Origin of the sequence: Clostridium sp. 1001271st1 H5 (assembly GCF_005845215.1) — a bacterium.
Classification (GTDB): Bacteria; Bacillota; Clostridia; order Lachnospirales; family Lachnospiraceae; genus Enterocloster.
The window spans coordinates 4764-5931 of record NZ_SPHO01000047.1 but is presented as its reverse complement, the minus strand read 5'-3'; the positions used below and the strand labels follow the sequence as shown (position 1 = coordinate 5931).

At 48.2% G+C, this 1168-nt stretch carries 2 protein-coding genes; both read left to right on the top strand.

From position 1 onward, the window contains the following. The coding region (locus FGS84_RS30290) for a conjugal transfer protein TrbL family protein (RefSeq protein WP_138311855.1) at nt 1-894 on the top strand (894 nt) is incomplete at its 5' end. A 15-nt stretch (nt 895-909) separates the two neighbouring features. Then, nucleotides 910-1168, top strand: a 259-nt coding sequence (locus FGS84_RS30285) for a DUF4406 domain-containing protein (protein WP_138311857.1), incomplete at its 3' end; no start/stop codon positions are given.

Below are 1168 nucleotides of genomic sequence, written 5' to 3'. Positions count from 1 at the left end.
TGGGATTTTGTTGCAGACACGGTTCTGGGACAGATCATTGACTGGCTGTATGGTCAGATTGTTGGATTTCTGGGGGATTTTTTCATGCAGATGGGAAGCATGGGGGCTGAACTGTTCGAAATGAGCTGGGTACAGTCTGTTGTGCTTCTTTTTTATTATCTGGCATGGGCACTTTATGTGACGGGAATCGTAGTGGCAGCCTTTGAATGCGGAATTGAATATCAGAATGGCAGGGGAAGCATACGCGATACTGCCCTGAATGTAATCAAAGGATTCCTGGCAGCCAGCCTTTTTACGACTGTTCCAGTGGAACTTTATAAGCTCAGTATTTCACTTCAGGGGAGTTTTACAGCTGGTATTACAGGATTGGGAGAAGATATTGGGACAGTTGCGGCAGGGATTGTGCAGTCTCTTCAGGATGCTGCTACCTGGCAAGAAGCTGCCACATCTGGAGTTTTTGGTGGAATCGGAAGTATCAGCAGCCCGATTTTTATGATTTTTCTCCTGATCCTCATGGGTTATGCGGTAATCAAAGTGTTCTTTGCGAACTTAAAACGGGGCGGGATCCTGCTGATCCAGATTGCAGTAGGGAGCCTTTATTTATTCAGTGTGCCAAGGGGATATATTGATGGATTTGTTGGCTGGTGCAAGCAGGTAATCGGTCTGTGCCTGACCGCATTTTTACAGGCGACGGTCCTGATCGCAGGTCTGATGGTCGTTAAGGATCAGGCACTGCTTGGTCTGGGACTTATGTTATCGGCAGGTGAGATTCCTCGGATTGCGGGGCAGTTTGGGTTGGAAACGGGAACCAAAGCAAATGTGATGGGAGCAGTCTATGCAGCGCAGGGAGCTATGAACCTAACAAGGACGGTTGTGCAAGTGGTTTCTAAGTAGAGAGGACGGTGAAGGATGGAACACAACAAACTGGTGTATATTGCATCTCCGTATTCTGGAGATGTTGAGCGGAATGTAGCATTTGCAAAGGCAGCCTGTCGTTATGCCATGAACCAGGGGGTTACGCCAATTGCCTCCCATCTGTTATATCCGCAGATGCTGGATGATGGAGTCCCAGAAGAGAGGAAGCTGGGAACAGATATGGGGCTTCGGATTTTGAAGGTGTGTGAGGAAGTCTGGGTGTGTGGAAGTGAACTGTCTTCAGGAATGGAAC